Here is a 19,801-nt window from a genome sequence, read left to right as displayed (position 1 = left end):
CCGCACTATATTCGTACTATCAATTTCTGTTACAAGATTTATCCTTTTTTTAAGCAAGTTTAGCAATTAACTATGCTATAACTTCGGCAAAACTACGCGAATAGGCAAAACCAGCAGGTAAACTCGACTGGGTCATTTAGCCATTGCGATAACAATAAAAGGAAGGACAAATGAGAAGCGTAATGCGAAATTTGGGTTTAAGTGCGTTAGCGGTTGCCGTATTGGCAGGTTGCGCAGCGACATCGACTGAAACAGCAGCTCCTGCATCATCCCCGCAAGCATTCCAAGTTCCCTTAGCCCAACCGCCACAGGTTTCACAGGCGCTTACGCTTAATCAAATTATGGCAAATCCCGATTGGATGGGGGTTTTCGCCAAAGAAGCTTACTGGAGCGACGATAGCCAAAGCGTGCTGTTTGCCCGCCAAGCGAGTGCTTCACCTCTGCGCAGTTATTATCAGCAAGGCATCAATGACAGTCGCGCAGTCGAGCTAGCGCTTGATAAATTACACGCGGCAGATCAGCAGTTTGGCGTGTTTGATCGCACTAAGTCCCACAAGGCTTATCTGTATCAGGGCAACATTTTTGTTAAGCAATTAAGCACAGGTAAAATCAGCCAACTGACTCGTCAGCGCAGTGCCATCGATGGCGTGCGTTATCTCAATAATGGCGATATCGCCTATTGGCAGGGCGACAATGTTTTCCAAATTCATCAAGACTCAGGCTTAGTCGAGCAGCTTGCCGAAATTAAAATGGCGAAAGCGCCAGAAGGTGTAACAGATCCAACGTCTTATATTGCTAAGCAACAGCACAGATTGATTAAGTATGTGGCGCTGCAGCAAGAGAATGCCAAAGCCAAAGCACAGTACAAAGATGAATTGCAAAAAAGCGATCCAACGCTCGCCGCCAGCACTTGGTATTTAGGCGATAGCGAAGTGGTGTCAGAGCTCAGCCTGTCACCGGATGGCCGCTATATTTTACTTGCTCTGACCGATAAGAATTACACCGGCAGCAGCGAACACGACATCATGCCTAACTACTTAGGTAGCGACGGTTATATCGACCCTGTACCCGTGCGTGCACGTGTGGCTGAAGATACGCCGCCAGGACAACGCTTTGTAGTGCTTGATTTAAACCAGCATAAACAAGTCGATATCACTATCGAGGGCCTGACTGGTTTTGATGAAGATGTGCTTGCCAAAGTGAAAGCTGAGAATGCTAAAGCGAAAGGTGAAACTTACCAAAGCACTAAAGCGCCACGCAAAATTCAGCTAATTCAGGATTGGGGCTGGACCCAGAGCGCGATTCAGTGGCATGAATCGGAAGATAAATTAGCCCTGATGCTAGAAGCCACCGATAACAAAGATCGCTGGATAGCCAGTGTCGATTTAGCTAAAGGTAAATTCACCACCGAACATCGTTTGCATGACGACGCTTGGGTGAATTACGACTATAACCAATTCGGTTGGTTGCCGAGGACGGATTCTCTGTACTATTTGTCGGAAGAATCAGGTTATTCACAGCTCTATGTGAAAGGACTCGGTGAAAAGCCGCGCGCCTTAACCCAAGGCAAGTTTGTGGTGAGCGATATTACGCTGTCACCGGACGCGAATTATATCTACTACAAAGCTAACCAAACTCACCCTGGCATTTATAACGTTCACCGGGTGAACTTAGCTACAGGTAAAAATGAGCAATTAACGCAGTGGGATGGCAACTTAGATTACAGCCTAAGCCCCGATGGCACTCAGCTATTACTCAATGCCTCACGCCGCACACAGCCAAATGAGCTTTATGTTCAACCCATTGGCGGCGAGTTAAAGCAGCTGACGTCTTATACCAGTGATGCCTTCAAAAATTACCCATGGCAAGCGCCAGAAGTGGTAGCAGTACCTTCAAATCATGGTGCTGGCAATGTGTACGCCCGCGTTTATTTGCCGCAAGGCTATGATAAGTCCCGCGCTGAGAAATATCCTGCGGTGATTTTCAATCACGGTGCAGGTTATCTGCAGAATGCCGATTATGGTTTTAGCGGTTATTTTCGCGAGTTTATGTTCCACAACCTGCTGACTCAACAAGGTTATGTTGTGATGGACATGGATTACCGTGGCTCTAAGGGTTATGGTCGCGATTGGCGTACGGCGATTTATCGCAATATGGGTCATCCAGAAGTGGAAGACTTAAAGGATGGCGTAACGTGGATGGCGACTCATACCCATGTCGATACTAAGCGTGTCGGGACTTATGGTGGCTCTTACGGTGGATTCTTAACCTTTATGTCATTGTTCACTGCACCTGATTTGTTCCAAGCAGGAGCCGCATTGCGTCCTGTGGCAGACTGGGCACATTATAATGCGCCTTATACCTCCAACATCTTAAATACGCCTGATGTTGATCCTATCGCCTATGAGCGCAGCTCTCCGATTGAGCATGCCCAAGGATTAACGAAACCACTGCTTATTATGAGTGGCGTTATGGACGACAACGTTTTCTTCCAAGACAGCGTGCGTATGGTGCAGCATTTGATCGAACTGGAAAAACCGACCTTTGAAACGGCGATTTATCCTGTCGAGCCCCATGGTTTCCGTCAGCCTTCTAGCTGGTTAGACGAATACCGCCGCATCTATAAGTTATTCGAACAAGAACTCAAATAACTCAGCTCAACTTCCTGTAAAGGCCTCTATATGAGGCCTTTTGATTGGGCAACTGAGTAGGAAATATCCGATATAACACTATGTTTGTGTTCTACGACTTTGCGTTATTGCTAAGATTAAGTGTATGTGCTGAAATTGTAATGATTTTGAGAGTTTGATTGTGTTGACGTCACTCGGGCATTAGCGATATAGGAAAGATTTATAGTGGCGATTTCGGTTGCGGGCGGTGTAAGACCCGGCAAAATTATAGAGATAGAGCACAGACTCTATCAGCAATTGATTCTCGGAAAGCATAAAGCGAGCCCGACTCTTTTGGATGACCTCGACCTTGAATTAGAGGCCGATGCAAATAAATTAGATGTTGAGCGCGAAGCGATTTTGGCGCGTTTGATGAAACAAATTAAAGCCAAAGAAGTGTTCGAAGCCGTGTCGAGCCAGCTGCATGAAACGGTCAATAACGCCATCGAGCATCAACTCGCGTCCCCCGAACTGGTTCTGGCTAAGTCAGAGATCAATGAATCGCAAATTTTGTTGCTGGAATTACTGCTGGCAAAAAATCTTGATGCGACGCGATTAAGACCGCTGATCAGTAACGTAAGTTGGTTGTGCCGCGATTTAACCAACATGGTCAACAGCCCGTCTTTTCGTGCGCGCCGCCCCCAGAGTTCTGACGTACGTGTCACCGATATTAAATTAGTGATGAATTTCATCGGTATCGAAAACCTGCGTAGTATCATTCCGTATTTTTGTTTACGTAATTGGCTGCCGAGTGCTAATGCTAAATTGTTATGGACTACCCGTAAATTATGGCGCTACAGCATAGTCAGTGGCATTGCGGCAAATACATTAGCGCAGCTTCATAATACTGATTCTGCATTGGTGTACAGTAGTGCTTTGCTTAATCAATTAGGGACGTCTGTTGTTCTGAGTTTAAGTGCGCGATTATTTGATCACACATGGGGCACTTGGATACGGGAGGCGAGTCTTTGCCGTGACAAGGAGGTACATGATGCGGTTATCGCCACAGAGTTTCCCGCCAAAGCTGTGTATGAACAAGTGCTAAATCATGGGCATAAACTTAACTGGCAGTTATTAGAGTTACTTAAGTTTGAAACGAGTCCGTTAACATTGTTATTGAAGGAGCTAGATCAAACCTTAACTTATCGAGAATTATCACCTCAGGCCGCAATCGTCGCACGGGCGAACTGTTATGCGAAGGTAGTATTACTTGAAGAAATGCGCCAAATCGACCCACAAGAAAGACGCTTAATGTTTGATTATTATCAATTAACAGAGCAAGAAGTGTTACGTTTGAAAGCGCAAAATTATCGACGTTTAGATCTGCTGTAATGGCCAATTTATCATGAGTTAGATAGCCGCTTGCGGCCTATAATAGGGCACATGAATCAATATGATTTTGCATTGCCTCATGTCAGCAAACGGTATTTTTGCCTATTAACTTGGGTGAAAATTATCGGCTTATCATCCCGATAATGACTTACCTTGAAATTCGATAACCTCCACAAGCCCCATCACTCACATTGACTGTAAATAACGCCATTTATGCAACATTTATTGCGAGTGATTTGTCATTATTTTAACCTCACTTAGCTGAGCGGCTGTTGGTTTACGGGTAGCAGATACGAGATGTGAAAATAGTACGTTTCTAAGCTCGCACTAAGCCAAATAAGCGGCTTAGAAGACAAGCCATTAGGACGTTTACCCTTAAACATGCGCAGTGTATTTCCTCTGGATGATGATTAGTAGAAGTCATTGAGGTTAGAGTGAAAAATAGCCACTTTGTACTTTCAGGCTTGATTAGTTAACATGCTGTAGTTATTCATATTCAGTGAATAACTAGTAAAACGATGGGTAAATAACTTTTTTTATGACTAATTATGCTAAGAGTCACGGGATTAAGTGCTTGTATAGTTCTTAAATCGCAATCTTTATGCAGTTTGAGCCAAAGTTATAGGATAGGTGTTTGTGAAAAACTGGTGTTTTGATCACATTTTCGCTAATAATGGTCATTAATAGATACAAGTCATCCCAGTATCACTAACTCTAGATAAAGATACGCATGGGACTCTGATGGTGCTCGTTGCCATTAAATAAATACAAAGGATGAAGAAATGAGCGTGAATATAAAGCTAGACCGTGCCCAGTTTGATGCAGTTATGGTACCTAATTATGCGCCAGCAGCCGTGATCCCTGTACGTGGTGAAGGTAGCCGAGTGTGGGACCAAGAGGGTAACGAGTTTATCGATTTTGCTGGCGGTATTGCGGTAAATTGCTTAGGTCACTGTCATCCAGCCCTTGTTAATGCCCTTAAAACACAAGGCGAAAAGTTATGGCATCTGTCAAACGTAATGACGAATGAGCCTGCCTTAGAATTAGCGACTAAATTAGTCAACAGCACGTTTGCCGACAAAGTGTATTTTGCCAACTCTGGCGCCGAAGCCAACGAAGCCGCATTGAAACTTGCCCGTCGTTACGCCTTAGAAAAGCACGGCGTTGAGAAAGACGAAATCATTGCGTTTGATAAAGCCTTCCACGGCCGTACATTCTTCACCGTGAGCGTCGGTGGGCAAGCTGCCTATTCCGATGGTTTTGGTCCTAAGCCGCAGAGCATTACTCACCTGCCATTTAACGATGTTGCCGCCTTAGAAGCCGCAGTAACGGATAAGACTTGCGCCATCATGCTTGAGCCACTGCAAGGCGAGGGCGGTATTATCGATGCCGATCCTGCATTCTTGAAAGCCGTGCGTGAACTGGCTAACAAGCACAATGCGCTAGTGATTTTTGATGAAGTGCAAACGGGTGTGGGTCGTACTGGCGAACTGTACGCTTACATGGGTACTGAAATCGTGCCTGACATTTTAACCACAGCTAAAGCACTCGGCGGTGGTTTCCCTATCGCAGCTATGCTGACAACGGCTGAGATTGCTGAACATTTAAAAGTGGGTACTCACGGTTCTACCTACGGTGGTAACCCATTAGCCTGCGCTATCGGCAATGCGGTATTAGATGTGGTAAACACGCCAGAAGTGTTAGACGGCGTTAAACATCGCGAGCAGTTATTGCGTGATGGTTTAAATAAAATCAATGAAAAATATCATGTATTTTCAGAAGTGCGCGGTAAAGGTTTACTCCTAGGTGCTGTACTTAATGAACAATATCAAGGTCGTTCACGCGACTTCTTGGTAGCCTCTGTCGCTGAAGGCTTAATGAGCCTGATGGCGGGTGCTAACGTGGTGCGTTTTGCTCCTTCTCTGGTGATCCCTGAGGCAGATATTGCTGAAGGTCTAGCTCGTTTTGAACGTGCTGTGGCGAGCATAGCTGCCGCCTAAATGACCAAAGGAGTGCTGAATTTATTCGCACTCCTTTTTTGTCAGGGAATACTTACCTGCATCACTGCCTGTCTTTTTGAAGAGAGGTGCCTTGATGCACGGTAAGCCAAAGTGAGGAGACACTAAGATGTTAATCATACGTCCTATTCAGGCTGGCGATTTTGAAGCTTTATATCAAATTGCCGAAGAGTCTGGTCATGGTTTTACGTCATTACCTGTGAATGCGGATCTGCTCAGACATAAAATTGCGCGAGCAGAAGCCTCATTCGTCAAAGCCGTAGAGACTCCCTTCGATGAAGGTTATCTGATGGTGCTGGAAGATACCGATATCCGTGAAGTGGTGGGAACGTGCGCCATCGAAGCGGCGGTGGGAATGGAAGATGCGTTCTACCATTATCGACTCGGTACCGAAGTCTATCATTCTGAACAAATTGATGTGCGTAACGAGGTCGAAACCCTCACCCTTTGCCATGACTACACTGGCGCTGCTGAGATGTGCACGCTGTTTTTGCGTGAAGCATATCGCAAGGGCAACAATGGCCGCATGTTATCCCGCAGTCGCTTTCTGTTTTTAGCTCAACATGCGAAGCGTTTTGGCGAAACTGTGATTGCCGAAATGCGCGGTGTGAGCGATGCCGATGGTCATTCACCTTTTTATGGTTGGTTGCAAAAACACTTTTTGGGCATAGATTTTATTCAGGCGGATTATCTTTCTGGTTTGGGTAAAAAGGCATTTATGGCCGAGATGATGCCACGAAATCCGGTCTACGTTTGTCTATTGCCGGAAGAAGCACAGAAAGTGATTGGCGAAGTGCATACCAATACCCGTCCCGCATTAAGTTTGCTGCAGGCCGAAGGCTTTCGATGCCGCGGTTATGTGGATATTTTTGATGGTGGTCCAACGGTGGAGTGTCGTTTATCGGACATTCGCGGCGTGCGTGAAAGTCGTTTATTGACCGTCGATATTGGTGACATGGTCGAAGCCGACACTCAATTTATTATCTCAAATACCCAATTAGCCAATTACCGAGCGACGTCTGCCGCACTGGCTGTGGACGACAAATCCGAACACATCATTATCAGCCCTGAGCTGGCAGCGGGTTTGTTGCTCGCAAAAGGCGATCAAATCCGTATTTTGGCAATGTAGGAATAACAAATGACACATTATATTCAAGGTCAGTGGCATGCTGGCAAAGGTCATGACGTGGCCTCAATTAACCCTGCCAATGCTCAAACTATTTGGACAGGTAAAACTGCAACAGCAGAACAAGTTAACGCCGCAGTTGATGCCGCGCGCGCCGCGCAGTTTGATTGGTTTATGTTAGGTTTCGATGCCCGCTTAGCCATAGTCGAAGCGTATCGCAGCCAACTTGAAGCCAACAAAGCGGAATTGGCTGAAACGATTGCCCAAGAAACCGGTAAACCTCAGTGGGAAACCGCGACCGAAGTCGGCGCCATGATAGGCAAAATTGCTTTATCGGCTGCGGCTTACAATAAACGTACGGGCACTGAAGCCAACGATACGCCAGCGGGACGCGCGGTTATCCGTCACAAACCCCACGGTGTTGTGGCGGTGTTCGGTCCTTACAACTTCCCTGGTCATTTGCCGAACGGCCACATAGTGCCTGCGCTGTTGGCGGGGAATACTGTGATTTTTAAACCTTCTGAATTGACGCCTAAAGTTGCTGAGTTGATGGTCAGCCTATGGGATAAAGCGGGTCTGCCTGCTGGCGTGCTTAACTTAGTCCAAGGTGAAGTGGATACGGGTAAAGCACTGGCTTCTCACCCGCAGCTCGATGGTCTGTTCTTTACTGGCAGTTCACGCACAGGTCATTTTTTACATCAACAATATGCGGGTCATCCGGGCAAGATTTTAGCACTTGAGATGGGGGGTAATAACCCACTGATCATCAAAGGTGTGCAGGATATTAAGGCCGCAGTGCACGATATTTTGCAGTCGGCTTATATCTCATCTGGCCAACGTTGTACTTGTGCGCGCCGTCTATATGTAGAGCAAGGCGAGCAGGGCGATGCCTTGATTGCCATGTTAGCAGCTGCGATCAAACAGATTAAAGTTGGCCCTTGGAACGCGCAGCCACAACCTTTTATGGGCTCAATGATTTCTGAAACTGCCGCCAAAGGTATGGTTGCGGCGCAGACAAATCTGCAGAATTTGGGTGGCGTATCGTTAGTCGAGTTAACCCATTTAGAAGCGGGTACGGGCTTAGTCTCTCCTGGCCTTATCGATGTGACGGCTATCGATGTCTTGCCAGATGAAGAATACTTCGGACCTCTGCTACAGCTAGTGCGTTATAGCGATTTCGATCAAGCGATTAAACTGGCTAACCAAACGCGTTATGGTTTGTCTGCGGGTTTACTGGCCGATAGTCGTGAAGATTATGACTATTTCCTTGCGCGCATTCGTGCAGGGATTGTTAACTGGAACAAACAAATCACTGGCGCATCGGGCGCGGCACCTTTTGGTGGCGTAGGTGCATCGGGTAACCACAGAGCGAGCGCTTTCTATGCCGCCGATTACTGTGCTTATCCCGTCGCTTCGGTCGAGGCCGATGCAGTGAGCTTACCTGCGACATTAAGCCCAGGTTTGAGCTTGTAAGCGGGTAGAGATTTGACTTTTATGTGGTAAAGAGTACGTGGTAAAGAGGAGGAAGGACGAATGTTCTTCCTTTTTAATAACAAGCAGTAACGTGACTTGAGCTTCTACTGTGGGTATGTATGACGCTGCAACAGTGGCATTTAGGTCGTTACATTTAGTGTTCGCGGCAAAATAACAGCAATAACCGCAGCACAATAAAAGGAGTTTTTATGCATACCGACATCAACGCGTTATTTGCCGCCCTGTGGCAAGACTATATTCAAATGACCCCTTCGGCGGCAAAAGTGCACGCGCTGCTGGGTCATGGTAAGCCAATCATCAACGATCATATTGCCCTGCGTACTTTTAACATCGCTAAGGTGAATTTGGCCGTGCTTGCTAAGCATTTCACTTCGTTAGGTTATGTACCTTGTGGTGATTATAAGTTTGAACAGAAAAAACTGATCGCTAAGCATTTTGAACATCCAGACTCGACTCAGCCTAAAGTGTTTATCTCTGAGCTATTAGTTGAAGAATTTAGCCCAGCGCTACAAGAGACCATTCAAGGCTTAATCGCCCAAGTAGATGCTGCCGCGACCACGGCGGACAACTTTATTTACTCGGGTCGCCATTGGTCTTTAGATGCTAAAACCTATCAGGACTTATTAACTGAGAGCGAATATGCGGCTTGGGTAGCGGCTTTTGGCTATCGCGCTAACCATTTCACTGTGTCTATCAATCACCTCGACGGTTTTGAAACCTTAGAGTCAGTGAACAATGCCCTGAAGCAAGCGGGCTTTGTGCTCAATAGTTCAGGTGGCGAGATCAAAGGTTCGCCAGAAGTGTTATTAGAGCAATCGTCGACTATGGCAGATAAGATTGGCCTTGAATTCACCGATGCAACAGTGGAAATCCCAAGCTGTTTCTATGAGTTTGCGCTACGTTATCCTATGGCCAATGGTGAGCTCTACACAGGCTTTGTGGCAGCGTCTGCCGACAAGATTTTTGAAAGCACTAATGTGAATAAAGCCTAACGTCAACAGACATTAAGCATAAAAAACGCCATCAATTCGATGGCGTTTTTTATGTTTTAAAAAGGTGCTGTAAGCCAAATAGCTTAAATGATGTTAGCTAAAGCTCAGTTCAATTTTCAGTCCACCTAAGCGAGCGCTGTGGCTGAACTTGAGATCAATCTCATATTGCTCGGCAATTTCCTTTACTATCGATAGCCCTAAGCCATGGCCGATTACTGACTCATCTAGCCTAGTGCCCCGTTGGGTGAGCTTATCTAGCTCATCATTGGCAACTCCTGGGCCGTCATCATCGATACAAAGGCTGAGCCGATCCTGCTGGCGTGATAGTTGAATACTCACTCTGCTCTTAGCCCACTTAAAGGCGTTATCGAGTAGGTTACCCAGTAGCTCCATACCATCTTCTCTGTGGATGGGTAAGCGTAAAATAGTTGCGTCAAGGTCAAAATCGCATTCTATGTTCTTGTTACGATGAACCTTGTTTAAGGTATTAACCAGACTCTGTAAATCCCTTGGGATCACCAACTGCGCCGCAGGAAGCATGTCACCGGTGATCCTTGCTGCCGCCAGTTTACGCTCGACCATCTTATGAATGACATCGAGTTGTTGCTGCAAGGCAATGGCGGTTTCGGGATCTTTAAGGCCAAGGGCTTCAACCTGTTGCTGCATTACGGCTAGTGGCGTTTTGAGACCATGGCTTAAGTTACCTAAGTTATTGCGACTACGCTCAATTTGTTTGGCGGTATACTCGAGTAGCTCATTATAGGTCTTGGCTAATGGCTGTACTTCAGGGGGAATGTTATTTAGTTCTAGCGCGGTAATCTCACCTTGTCTTAGCCGAGAAAGCGCGTGCTGAATATGCTTTACGGGCTTAAAAGATTGGCGCAAGATAATGAAAATCCCCGCAATCATCGCAAATAGCATGGCGAGATTTATCCCAAGCTTAGTGCCATAAACCTCACTGAATACCCGCCTGCCAATACTTAAATCTTGGGCAACGGTCAAAGTAGCACTGACATTGGCGCTGCTGGAATTTAGCCCCAACGATAACAGCTGCATATCGTTATTTTTAGGGCCTTTAGCCTGCCAGACGCGCGTTTGATTGGGGGGTAGCGGTTCAATATCTAACTGCATATCCCACAGCGAGCGTGAACGGATCACTTCATTTGGCAGATTAAGTTGAAAATAACGGCCTGAATAGGCGGGCTTGTAGAAGCTGGAAAGCTGGCTCTGGTCTATGCTGATATCCCCATCATGGATATGGGTTGCCAACATAATGTGTTCAAGATCTTCTTCTAAGCGATTGATAATAGAATCATGGAAGGCTTGTCGTAGCATGGACTCAAACAATATGAGCCCTATGACTGTACCTAAAACTAATAGACCCGTTAACCATAAACTGAGCTTAGTACGGATTGAAATCATTCAACAATGCCGTGGAAGATATAACCTTGGCCACGACGGGTTTCGATAGCGGTTTTGCCTAATTTCTTACGTAAATGGGTGACATAAACTTCCACCACATTACTCTCTTTTTCATCGTCAAACTGATAGAGCTTATCGGTGAGTTGTGTCTTAGATAACAGCTTCTTAGGTGACATAAGGAAGATTTTTAGCAGTCTGAATTCCATAGCGGTGAGTTCATATAACTGCTCGGCCACTTTTACCGTTTGTTCTGCTTCATCTAAAACCACACCACCATAACTCAATTGTTTACTTGAGGTGTTTAGACGACCATGTGCACGGTGGATTAAAGCCTGGATTCGCGCCAATAATTCCTGTGTATGGAAGGGCTTACCTAAGTAATCGTCGGCGCCAGCATTAAAACCTTCGACTTTTTCATGCCATTGACTACGGGCGGTTAGCATGATTACCGGAGTGCTGATCCCTTGAGCGCGCCAGCCTTCGAGTAATTCAAGACCGTTACCATCGGGCAAACCGATATCTAGAATCACGCAATCGTATTGGGTTTCTTTAATCAGGTAATCGGCCTCAACAGCCTTATCAGTAATATCAGTAACATAGCCAGCCACTTTGAGCTGCTTTGAAAGCTCACTGACCAACATAGGGTTATCTTCAACGAGTAACAGTTTCATGTTTTCGACATTCGCTCGGTAGTGCTATTGAGTTATCAGCTTGGCCATTAGTTGCATCAATACTGAGATTAACGATTTGGCCACGCTGAACTTTGATTTGTAAATCATAGCGCCATTTATGATCTTCTTGATACAGATGCGCATCAATTAGTTCGCCTTGGCAAAATTGATTAACTACAGCGAGTGTACCGTTTAAGGACAGTATTTGCCCAGAGTTGACGAGCGCTTTAGCTTGATAGTGTTCTAATTCAATCGGTTCGGCATTCAATTTTTTTGGATGCGTAAACATTAACAGACTGAAAAAAAACATTAAAAACAGCCGTTTCATTTGAACTCTCCAATAAAAAATGGCCTAGAATTAATTCTAGGCCACTTTAATCAGGTCGGCTTAAATCAAGCTGAAGACTAACTTAACGCGTACCGTATACCACGATTGTTTTACCGTGAGCTTGGATCAAATTCTGTTCTTCTAACATCTTCAAAATACGGCCCACAGTTTCCCGTGAACAGCCAACGATTTGACCTATTTCTTGACGAGTGATCTTAATCTGCATGCCGTCAGGATGTGTCATCGCATCAGGCAGTTTCGCTAGATGTAATAGAGTTTGAGCAATACGGCCTGCAACGTCTAAGAATGCAAGATCACCCACTTTTTGGCTAGTGCTTTGCAGGCGATAGGCCATTTGTGCAGATAGCTTCATGAGAATTTCAGGGTTAACTTGAATCAGCTGTCTGAATTTCTTGTAAGATATTTCAGCAATCTCACATGCTTGCTTCGCTCGAACCCAAGCAGTACGTTCTGCTTGCTCTTCAAACAAACCTAACTCACCGATAAAGTCACCTTGATTCAGGTAAGAGAGGATCATCTCTTTACCTTCTTCATCTTTAATCAATACGGCTACAGAACCTTTTACAATGTAATAAAGAGTGTCTGAGTCTTCACCAGCATGGATAAGAGTGCTTTTTGCTGGATACTTATGAATGTGACAGTGTGATAAAAACCATTCCAAAGTTGGATCCGGTTTTGGCTTACCAATCAGAGCCATGTTGATATTCCTCGATTGATTAAAACGAAAGTAAGAGTATTCTAAATAAGCATATTACGTCAATTAAACGCACAAAAACTTGATGAAAGTCTTAGTTTAGAATAAGTGAATAAATGCAATTAACCATCTAAAATTAGAGCTTATTTTGCTGATTTAGTGATTTAAGTCAACTAAATCGACTTAAAACTTGTTGGAATCACTTAACTCTGTCGAGTTAATCACATCTTACCAGTTCTTTAAGGTCTTTTTATTATAGATAATGGATTTAAAGTGACCCTAAATTACATTTTTAGCTGTTTTAATTTTGTAAAAGCGAACGCCCATAGTGCTCTTTTCAGTCTTTTTCCTGAGTTCTGCTTAGATTTAGGCTCGACTTATAAGGTTAATTCTGGCTAACTTTGAGTGTAGTCACTTTTAAGAGAGGTTAACTCAGTGAAATACAGATTATGGGTTTGGGGCGTAGGTTTAAGCCTTACATTAGGGCTCAGCTCTGCCGCTCAAGCGTTTTCTATCCCACAACCTGCCGCTGAACTTGCGGCCAGTAAGTTTGTGCATATTCAGGTGACGGCAGAGCAAGGTGATGCCGATGCCCAATTTTTGCTGGGATTAATGTATCTCTCTGGACGTTTTGTGTCTCAAGAAGTGTCATCAGGCTTGCATTGGATATCCCTTGCAGCTGAGCAGCAGCATGAAAAAGCACAACAAACGCTAGCTGATTTGTCATATGAAGGCCAGCTAGTGAAGCGTGATTTAGCTGTGGCTGAGCATTGGTATAAAGCACTGGGCGAGCAAGGAAGTCGCTGGGCTCAGTTTCGTTTAGGCTTTATTTACGCCTCTGGCGGTGACGGTGTTGAGCGAAATTGCGGAAAAGCGGTCGAGCAATTCTCCCACGTGGGTGATGATGTCGCTTTAGGGAATGTCGCCTGGATCTTAGCAACGTGTCCTGAAGCTCAATATCGTGATGGCAATAAAGCGGTCGAATTATCTTTAAAATTACTTAAAACTAATGAAAACGATCCCACTAATTTAGATAATCTTGCTGCAGCTTACGCTGAGGTGGGCAATTTTGGTGCCGCTATTTCGACGCAACAAAAAGCCATTGAAGCATTAAAAGCAAGCGCGGTAATGACTAAAACGGATGAGTTTATACAAAGGTTACAAACCTACGAACAAAAACGTGCCTATCGTGAAACCCTACATTTATTAGAATAAGTATTTTTAACCATTTTTATAAAAAGAACGCGCTTTAAGTTAATTTTATCGCTTTTAAAGATAATGTCTTTAAATAAAGCTTGTTGATTACGTGAATGACAGCCTAAATAAAACTTAGTTATTACATGCTTTAATCAGTTTAGGTGAGCGTCCAAGTATGCTGTGTTTGATATTCCACTCCGGTTGTGGTGTTTGTGGAATGATATAAATGTAAACTGTCCGGCCTTAAGGTTAATCCGCTCCTATCTACATTTTTAAACATCGTTAAATCTGGGGGGTTATTAGCCTGTCGCCATCCTTTTGCCTTTCTGAATAAACTGATATGCGGGCAAAAGGTGTGTTCACTTTTATATAATTGCAGGCGCTCGGCTATTAGCTGTGTTTGCCTCGCTAATTGTGCTAACGATGGCACAATTTCATAACCCCTCAAGCAACATACTTGTGCATTGGGCCATAAATCGAACCCGTCGAGATTTATGCTAAATGTGGGCTTAACTAAATTATTGACCGCATCAATCAAGTTCATTTTTTGTCTCTCATCGACTAAGCCAAGAAAAGCGAGGGTTAAATGTAAGTTTTGAGCGCCAACGGGTTTTGCATCAGGGTGTAGGCTTGTACGCAGTGTTTGTTGCAATGCGATGAGATATTCTTTTTGTGCGCTTGTCGGGGTGAAACCCAGAAACAATTTCTGTTGCATATATTGGTTAGTCCCTATGCTGAACGTGAAGAGGTTAAGCAATCTTTTTGGTGTTAAGTGTCATGTCAGCTTTGAGTCTATGGTTGGATTTATCGACACGTTAACTTTTTTTAAGGTGCCATTTTTAGTCGGGCGGCGACACATCAATTGCTAATATCCTCTCATTCAAAGCGGCTCAATTCGATACATGGTTAGTGTTGATAGTCGTTAAGTCGCTTACTTCTCATCATTTCTGTTTATGTGCACTGGCGCATTTTTAGCTGCGGCAAATTGTCGCGCTTTTTTCTATTGTGATTGCTGTTAAATTAAAAGCCATAAGAATCCCCTATTGAAAAATGTTTAAAAACAATACTTAGGGGGATTTATGTCAAACAAGCTTATGAAGTTAGCTTATATCATTGCCAGTATTTTGGGCACCACACTGCCTCAGTTAGCGTTAGGATCACAAGCCACAAACTGTGGAGAAAATAAGACGTGTACCGATTACTTATTAATCACGGGTGATGTCATGCGTCAGCCTGTGCATTTAGTCAGTGATCCTAAACAAAATCGTTTACCTTTGCCTGCATATGATGGTTCCGGTTTTTTACGGTCTATCCCCGGATTTAATGTCACCCGCAAAGGGGGATCCGGTGGCGATCCGACATTTAGAGGGCAAGGTGGCTCGCGCTTAAGCATTGTTGATGACGGTCAGCATGTTTACGGTGCCTGTGGTGGACGAATGGATCCGCCGACTAACTACATTTACCCAGAAGCCTATGACCAAATAACAGTAATAAAAGGTCCACAAACTGTGAAATATGGTCCCGTTGGCACGGCTGGCACTATTTTATTTGAAAAGAATCGTCATAAATTTGCGGATGCCGATGTTGAAGGTCGCGCCAGCGCAACGGGTGGCAGTTTTGAGCGCCGTGATGGCATTATTGAAATCACGGCAGGTGATAAAGATTATTATATTGATTTTGATATGAATCAATCAAGTAGCGATCATTATCAAGATGGCGATGGTAACAAAGTTCAATCCAGCTATGACCGCCAGAATAGCCATTTAGCTTTAGGTTGGACGCCATCGGAGCGGACAGTGTTTGAGCTTGCTTATGGTGAGTCTAGTGGGGAAGCAGAATATGCCGACCGATTAAATAAGGCTCGCCAGATTGATAATCGCGATATCACCGCGTTACTACAGCACGAATTTGAATCGACTTGGTTAAACGAAGTTGAAGTACAATTTTTTAGTAATAAAAACGATCACATCATGGATCGATTTGATGAAGGTGTAAATTCTGGTTCCAATGTGCGGCGCATGACCGACGGAGGTCATGTTTGGCTAGAATTAACCCCTTTGGATGCATTTGAATTGACTGCTGGCCTTGATTACATGTCGAGTGAGCATGATGGTCGCAGCATGGCTGCTGGTGATGTCGGTTTAGATGACTTACTGCAAAAACCATTTAAAGACGATATGCGTTATAAAAATTACGGCTTCTTTGCTGAATCTATCTATCGCATCGATAAAAATAGCATTCATGCCGGTATACGTTATGACCTGTGGAATACAGAGCTGTTAATTGCCCAGATGGGAGAGCGTGACGACAAACTTTACAGTGGTTTTGTGCGTTATGAATATGCTTTAGCGGGACATCAATACTATGCGGGTTTTGGTTCTGCTCAACGTATGCCCGATTATTGGGAGATCATGAAGACCAGTGCAACGGCTTTAGGGCAAAAAGCTTTTGATCTGGATGTAGAAACTACGAATCAATTTGATATCGGTTGGATTTATCAGGGGCCAATTGAAACCTCGGTGGCATTATTTTATGGTCAAATTGAAGATTATATACTGGTCGATGCCACAGGAACTGCGGCTGTTGCACGTAATATTGACGCAACCTTGTATGGTGGCGAAGCTAGTCTAGACTACGCGCTGAACGATCAGTGGTCGACTCAATTAACCGTAAGTTACACGCGGGGGAACAACGATACCGATAGGGTTGCGTTGGGGCAGATTTCACCTCTTGAGGCAAGGTTAACTCTAAATTATCAATGGAATAGTTGGACCTTGGCGACCCTGTGGCGTGTGGTTGCGGCTCAAGATAGATATACCTTAGGCCATGGTAATATCGTAGGGCAGGATTTGGGCGCCAGTCATGGTTTTGGAACCTTAGCGCTCAATGCTTCTTGGTCCTATACCAAAGATTTATCGCTGATTGTGGGTGTTGAGAATTTATTTGATATCACCTACGCCGAGCACGTGAGTAAAGCGGGTACAGGCAACGATCTCCCCGGTAGTGAAGCGATGTTTAGGGTTAATGAGCCGGGACGCAATGCTTGGGTAAAACTTAATTATCGTTTTTAAATTAGGTAGATATTTCAAGTAAGTATTCAATATTAATCTAGGTTTTTTCTACCTCTGTCCTCGATTGCGCTAGCTAACGCAATCGAGGACAATTCTTTCAATAGGCATGACTGTTTTAAAGACGAGGGTGTAAAAGGGACAGTATTAACCAGCTATGTTAAACTGCCGAATAATTTATCCTTTGTATATTTGTGCATTGAACCATCTACCCATTCATTCTTTACTTGCACCGCTGCGCGCGGCATTTTCTCGTCACGCTCAAGTGATCCTCGAGGCGCCCACGGGTGCGGGAAAATCGACGGCATTACCTTTGGCTATGCTGGATTGGCCAGAAATCAGTGGCCGTATTTTAATGCTCGAGCCTAGGCGCGTTGCGGCTCGCAGTGTGGCGCATTATATTGCCAGTTGCCGCCAGCAAACGGTGGGGCAAGAGGTGGGGTATCGCGTTCGTGGCGAATCAAAAATCAGTGCCAATACCCGTTTAGAAATTGTCACCGAAGGCATTCTCACGCGCATGATCCAGCAAGATCCCGAGTTAACAGGGATTGAAATGATCATCTTCGATGAAATTCATGAACGGCATCTCACCACTGATTTAGGTCTTGCCCTAGCGCTCGAAGTACAAGCCTCATTGCGGGACGATTTAAAGATATTAGCTATGTCAGCGACGTTATCTGGCCTTGCCTTGGGCGAACTGATGCCTCAAGCCGTGACTTTACACAGTGAAGGTCGTAGTTTTCCTGTCGACATCGAATATCGCCCTGTGCCGACTCAGCTGCATTGGATTGATCACCTTGGCCGCTGCGTGCTCGAGCTAGTCTCATTAGGCAATGCCAATATGGACAAGCCCACTGACAATAATGCCGTGCTGGTGTTTTTACCCGGAAAAGGCGAAATCTCACGACTGCAGCAGTTTCTGCGTGATCGCTTAAGTTATGATGCTTTTTTGATTTGCCCCCTCTATGGCGAGCTTTCAGGGGCGGAGCAAGACAGCGCAATAGCGGCAACGACAGACGGCAGGCGCAAAATCGTGTTAGCCACTAACGTCGCAGAATCAAGCTTAACCATTGAGGGCATAGGTTTTGTCATCGACAGTGGCTATAAGCGCCAAGCGAGTTTTAATCCCAAGACTGGCGTAACCCGTTTAGGCTTAAAGCGTATTAGCCAAGCTTCTGCAACTCAGCGCAGCGGCCGCGCCGGACGTTTATCGGCAGGTGTGTGTGTACGCCTGTGGAGCCAAGAAGAACATGGGCGGATGCTAAGGGCGGATGAACCCGAAATAAGCCAAGCGGATCTGGTGTCTATGGCCCACGATTGTGCCTATTGGGGCGCTAAATCTTTTAGCGATTTAATGCTGTTAACGCCGCCGCCGAGTGTGAATGAGGCGTTGGCGTGGAAACTGTTACAGCGTTTAGGCATGGTCGATAGCCACAATAAACTGACGTCCCACGGCAAAACGGCCTACGAGCTAGGATGCCACCCAAGGCTCGCCCACATGCTATTGGGTGCTAAAAGCTTGGGCGCAAAAAATATCACTGGGCAAGCTGTGCAATTAGGTAGCTTGGCTTGTTTGCTATCGGGAATTTTAGAGGCGCGAGGGCTACCTAAAAAAGGTGCCGATATCATGAATTACCTGCATTTTGCCAGTCAAGGGCAAGCGGGACAGCAAGCCAAACAGTGGCAGAAAAAACTCGCATTAACTGCTGATTTATCTCAAGTCGCAACCCATGCTCACCACAGCGATGTGGGGTTATTATTGGCGTTAGCGTATCCAGACCGCATCGCCAAAGCCCGCGGTGTTGAGGGCTATCAATTAGCCAATGGCACAGGTGTGGTGCTGGCTGGCGAAGATGCATTAGCGCAAACCCCTTGGGTAGTGGTGGCGGATTTTCAAGAAACCGAAGGCAGAAACGCTGGGCGAATTTACTTGGCAAGTCAGTTTCAGCCAAGTTTATTTGATAGCGAATTAACCGATTTGTTAGAAATCCATGAACAGTGTGGCTGGGATGACAGTAAGGGCCGCGTTATTGCACAGCGCCAATACAAGGTCGGACACATTTTAGTAAAAACCGAGACAATTGCTAAGCCTGAGCGTAAACAAATTGTCGCGGCCTTACTGGCTTATATTCGCCAACAAGGATTACTCATTCTCAATTGGAACAATAATTTAGAGCAATTTCAATATAGGCTTAAACTCGCTACTGAGTTTGATGTGGGCAGTGACTGGCCCCAAGTTGATGATGAAGCATTATTAGCCAATCTCGAAACTTGGCTGGCGCCTTACCTTGAAAATGTGAATAATCTGCCGCAATTAGTTAAGCTCGATTGTTTTGCTTTTGTGGCAAACTGTTTGAGCTGGCAGCAGAAACAACGACTCGAGGAGTTATTGCCCACTTCGTGGCCGTTAGTCACCGGAACCTCAGCGCCGATTGTATACGATGAGTCTGGACGTGCGCTGCTGCGTGTGCGGCTACAGGAAACCTTTGGTATGGCACAAAGTCCAATGCTCGCGCAGGGTAAGTTAAAGGTGACGATGGAGTTACTTTCTCCGGCGCAGCGGCCATTAGCGCTGACGGCGGATCTCGCCAGTTTTTGGCAGGGACCTTATGTAGAAGTGAAAAAGGAAATGCGCGGCCGATATCCAAAACATTTGTGGCCCGACGATCCTGTGAATACATTACCAACAAAATTTACCAAGAAAAAAACCTTGGGTTTAGCTCAGCCATAGTTTAGCCAGCCTTTATAAAAGGCTTTAATGCACAAGGT

14 protein-coding genes are annotated in these 19,801 nt (G+C 45.2%); 9 read left to right on the top strand and 5 right to left on the bottom strand.

Features of this window, described 5'->3' with window-relative positions; genetic code table 11:
• Window positions 1–170: 170 nt before the first annotated feature.
• From ACRN9H_RS05310 to ACRN9H_RS05285, 6 genes are all read left to right on the top strand, one after another.
• The gene (locus tag ACRN9H_RS05310) at window positions 171–2,651 is read left to right on the top strand and encodes a S9 family peptidase (protein WP_432312769.1); all 2,481 of its coding nucleotides are present in this window, start codon (window positions 171–173) and stop codon (window positions 2,649–2,651) included.
• A gap of 204 nt (window positions 2,652–2,855) precedes the next feature.
• Complete coding sequence (locus ACRN9H_RS05305; protein ID WP_432312768.1) at window positions 2,856–4,001, top strand: HDOD domain-containing protein; 1,146 nt, start codon at window positions 2,856–2,858, stop codon at window positions 3,999–4,001.
• A gap of 782 nt (window positions 4,002–4,783) precedes the next feature.
• The gene (locus tag ACRN9H_RS05300) at window positions 4,784–6,001 is read left to right on the top strand and encodes an aspartate aminotransferase family protein (protein WP_432312767.1); all 1,218 of its coding nucleotides are present in this window, start codon (window positions 4,784–4,786) and stop codon (window positions 5,999–6,001) included.
• A gap of 127 nt (window positions 6,002–6,128) precedes the next feature.
• Window positions 6,129–7,148 (top strand): arginine N-succinyltransferase, encoded by a 1,020-nt coding sequence (gene astA / locus ACRN9H_RS05295; protein ID WP_432312766.1) that lies wholly within the window; start codon window positions 6,129–6,131, stop codon window positions 7,146–7,148.
• 9 nt (window positions 7,149–7,157) lie between these two features.
• A complete protein-coding gene (astD, locus tag ACRN9H_RS05290; protein ID WP_432312765.1) occupies window positions 7,158–8,618 on the top strand; it encodes a succinylglutamate-semialdehyde dehydrogenase in 1,461 nt (486 codons plus the stop codon).
• Window positions 8,619–8,827: 209 nt separating this feature from the next.
• Window positions 8,828–9,631, top strand: coding sequence for a DUF1338 domain-containing protein (locus ACRN9H_RS05285; protein ID WP_432312764.1), 804 nt, complete (start codon window positions 8,828–8,830; stop codon window positions 9,629–9,631).
• A 93-nt stretch (window positions 9,632–9,724) separates the two neighbouring features.
• On the opposite strand, the gene ACRN9H_RS05280 is transcribed toward ACRN9H_RS05285, so the two are convergent.
• The 4 genes from ACRN9H_RS05280 to crp form a co-directional block, all read right to left on the bottom strand.
• Entirely contained in the window at window positions 9,725–11,053 is a 1,329-nt protein-coding gene (locus ACRN9H_RS05280) for an ATP-binding protein (protein ID WP_432312763.1), read from the bottom strand.
• Window positions 11,050–11,724: a response regulator transcription factor gene (locus tag ACRN9H_RS05275; RefSeq protein ID WP_432312762.1), complete on the bottom strand. Its 675-nt coding sequence runs from the start codon at window positions 11,722–11,724 to the stop codon at window positions 11,050–11,052. Before ACRN9H_RS05275 ends, ACRN9H_RS05280 begins: the two co-directional genes overlap by 4 nt.
• Window positions 11,705–12,052, bottom strand: a complete 348-nt coding sequence (locus ACRN9H_RS05270) for a PepSY domain-containing protein (RefSeq protein WP_432312761.1) — start codon at window positions 12,050–12,052, stop codon at window positions 11,705–11,707. The genes ACRN9H_RS05275 and ACRN9H_RS05270 overlap by 20 nt, the downstream gene beginning before the upstream one ends.
• Before the next feature lie 82 nt (window positions 12,053–12,134).
• The gene (crp, locus tag ACRN9H_RS05265; RefSeq protein WP_220773948.1) at window positions 12,135–12,770 is read right to left on the bottom strand and encodes a cAMP-activated global transcriptional regulator CRP; all 636 of its coding nucleotides are present in this window, start codon (window positions 12,768–12,770) and stop codon (window positions 12,135–12,137) included.
• Between the two features lie 432 nt (window positions 12,771–13,202).
• Between crp and ACRN9H_RS05260 the strand changes: the two genes are divergently transcribed.
• Window positions 13,203–13,982: a sel1 repeat family protein gene (locus tag ACRN9H_RS05260; RefSeq protein ID WP_432312760.1), complete on the top strand. Its 780-nt coding sequence runs from the start codon at window positions 13,203–13,205 to the stop codon at window positions 13,980–13,982.
• Between the two features lie 139 nt (window positions 13,983–14,121).
• Here the strand turns inward: ACRN9H_RS05260 and thpR are convergent, their stop codons facing one another.
• Window positions 14,122–14,679 carry an RNA 2',3'-cyclic phosphodiesterase gene (gene thpR, locus ACRN9H_RS05255; RefSeq protein WP_432312759.1) on the bottom strand — a complete coding sequence of 186 codons (558 nt, stop codon included), beginning with the start codon at window positions 14,677–14,679 and terminating at the stop codon, window positions 14,122–14,124.
• Window positions 14,680–15,043: 364 nt separating this feature from the next.
• On the opposite strand from thpR, the gene ACRN9H_RS05250 reads away from it, so the two are divergent.
• Window positions 15,044–17,035, top strand: coding sequence for a TonB-dependent copper receptor (locus ACRN9H_RS05250; RefSeq protein ID WP_432312758.1), 1,992 nt, complete (start codon window positions 15,044–15,046; stop codon window positions 17,033–17,035).
• A gap of 154 nt (window positions 17,036–17,189) precedes the next feature.
• Window positions 17,190–19,763: an ATP-dependent helicase HrpB gene (gene hrpB / locus ACRN9H_RS05245; protein WP_432312757.1), complete on the top strand. Its 2,574-nt coding sequence runs from the start codon at window positions 17,190–17,192 to the stop codon at window positions 19,761–19,763.
• Window positions 19,764–19,801: the final 38 nt, after the last annotated feature.

This window comes from Shewanella sp. MF08487 (genome assembly GCF_050848685.1).
Lineage (GTDB): Bacteria > Pseudomonadota > Gammaproteobacteria > Enterobacterales > Shewanellaceae > Shewanella > Shewanella glacialipiscicola.
The sequence above is the reverse complement of the archived record's forward strand: the minus strand, read 5'-3'. Positions and strand labels throughout refer to the sequence as shown.